The sequence below is a fragment of the Leptospira vanthielii serovar Holland str. Waz Holland = ATCC 700522 genome, from assembly GCF_000332455.1.
Lineage (GTDB): Bacteria > Spirochaetota > Leptospiria > Leptospirales > Leptospiraceae > Leptospira_A > Leptospira_A vanthielii.
This window is the reverse complement of record NZ_AOGY02000052.1, coordinates 1-2,068: the sequence shown is the minus strand read 5'-3', so window position 1 is coordinate 2,068 and position 2,068 is coordinate 1. Positions and strand designations below refer to the sequence as shown.

General features: G+C 31.7%; 2 protein-coding genes. Both read right to left on the bottom strand.

Going from position 1 to position 2,068, the window contains the following annotated elements:
* Positions 1 to 90: 90 nt before the first annotated feature.
* Positions 91 to 990: a hypothetical protein gene (locus LEP1GSC199_RS12775; protein WP_002983736.1), complete on the bottom strand. Its 900-nt coding sequence runs from the start codon at positions 988 to 990 to the stop codon at positions 91 to 93.
* A 762-nt stretch (positions 991 to 1,752) separates the two neighbouring features.
* Positions 1,753 to 2,068: integrase core domain-containing protein (locus tag LEP1GSC199_RS12770; protein WP_002976130.1), on the bottom strand; the 316-nt coding region annotated here is incomplete at its 5' end.

Below are 2,068 nucleotides of genomic sequence, written 5' to 3'. Positions count from 1 at the left end.
GCAAGGCGAATGCCAGAAGGGGAATTTGCCGGAGGCCGAGCGAGGCCTTGTGCCGAAGCGTAGCGGTAAGTCGCTGTTATGCGCCGTACTTTATTTTTTACTTATATTGTATGCAATAGAGTCTTTTACAATGGTTTCGAATAAACCATCTAATTGATAGATAACAATTCTTTTTTCAGATTTTAGATATTCAATTAAAATTTTTGTAATGAATTTTGAAACTGCTCCAGGAATTTTCCCAAATATTGTTCCAATAATTTTTTCTGTAATAGGTAAGACAGAAACCGCCATTCGCTTTAAACGTAGACTGTCAATGTTATTATAGTATAGGTTCTTGCTTTTTAATTTCAAATTATCAATAGCAGTGTTGTATTCGATTGATTTAGATTCCAATTCGATGTGACTTTCACAGTATGAAGTAAACAAGTTACTTTCAATAATAGTTTCAAAATTTTTAATATGTGTCGAATCGATTTCCTGTTTTGGAAAAGGAAGTTTTTGAGGTGATGTTTCAATTAACGATAATAGATTTGAAATTGTATAATATAATTCGGCTGGCAATAATTCTTTACACTGATTAATGTTTGGAAAGTTAAACATATTAATTACGCTAGTATTAGTTTGAGCGGCGAAGAGAATGTTTTCTAGATAGAATTCAAGATTTTTAATTTTTTTGTATTTTTCGTTGGATGAGTAATCTTTTGGTAAATAATGTAAAAATAAATTTGAAATAATTGATTCTTTTGTTTTAGAACTAGTTTCGTTAATTAATGATATCTTAGTGCTAGGAAAGTCAGTTACAATACGGTTTTTTGGTGTATCATGAATATTTATATGTGAAGCTCCGCATTGTAGTAAAGTTGAATATATAATTGAATTTACATTGATGGGTTCTCTTTTTTCTTTATGTATAGATATATTTGCCACAAAATTTAATGCTGATATGGCTCCTAATTGAAATTGATTTATTGAAACTATTCGATTATTCATTTTTCCTCAATTTAGGTTAAAGTATGGCGCATAACGTAACTAGCTTGCCGAAGTTCCCCGGAGCTGAGCCTCTGGAAGAGGCGTTAGCGTCGGCGCGGATCTTGCGAAGGCAAGAGACGTGACGGAGGGGAATTTGGCGGAGCCTGGAGGGAGGGCTTGACCCTCCCGGAACGGCAAGCGGCAGTTATACGAAGTTTCTTCTTCATTTTCCGATATCTCTATTTGAATGGTAGATTAATAGAATAAGAAATATGTTGAGTAAAAAAATTAAAATTGATATGATTGCCAAAAAACTCGAAAATAAATAAAGGTCAAAAAAGATAAAACTTAATAAAGAAAAAATCATGAAAAGGTCGGAGAGAATTAATCTGACTTCATGCTCTTTTGGTATTCTTCCCTTAAGTTTCTTTAAATAAAGCCTTATAATTGTCCAATCATCTATTATGAACAATACTATGAATCCGATGACTGTATAATAAAAATTGGTAATTTTATGTATGTTTAAATACCAAAGTAAAGATAAGACTATACCGTAGCTATTGTCTCTAATACGAATTGAACTCCAAATTAATGTGAAATGCTTTTTATACTCGTATTGTTCGAAGCTAATATCATCAATTTTATAATTTTCTTTTTTTAATTCATGGAAGAAATATTTTTCTTCAAAAAATGGAATATATTCTAAATTACTCTTTAAAATTAAGCTAAAGTAAATACTGTCTTAGTTCAGTGAAAAACAGAATTTTGGGATTCAAAATTAAGCTAAGCAACAAGCCTTATATTAGCCTTTACCGAGTATTGTTTTCTCTTCAATTTTGCTTCAAGTAGTTTTTCTTTTCTTTCTGCTAAAATCTTTTCCTTGCGACCATAAAACACATCCATAGGTGTTACGTAACCGATTGCAGAATGAAGTCTTAGCGAATTGTATTCTTCAATCCATTTACCAACTTCTTCTCTAATTTGTTCGAGTGAATACATTGGTATTTCACGGATTAACTCAGTCTTAATGGTTCCATGAAATCTTTCTAGTTTCCCGTTGGACTGAGGATGATTTACAGAAGTCCGAACATTATGGATA

Bases quoted from the DNA above. Each gene is read 5' to 3' on its own strand.
- LEP1GSC199_RS12775 (WP_002983736.1), bottom strand. From the start codon at position 990: ATGAATAATCGAATAGTTTCAATAAATCAATTTCAATTAGGAGCCATA.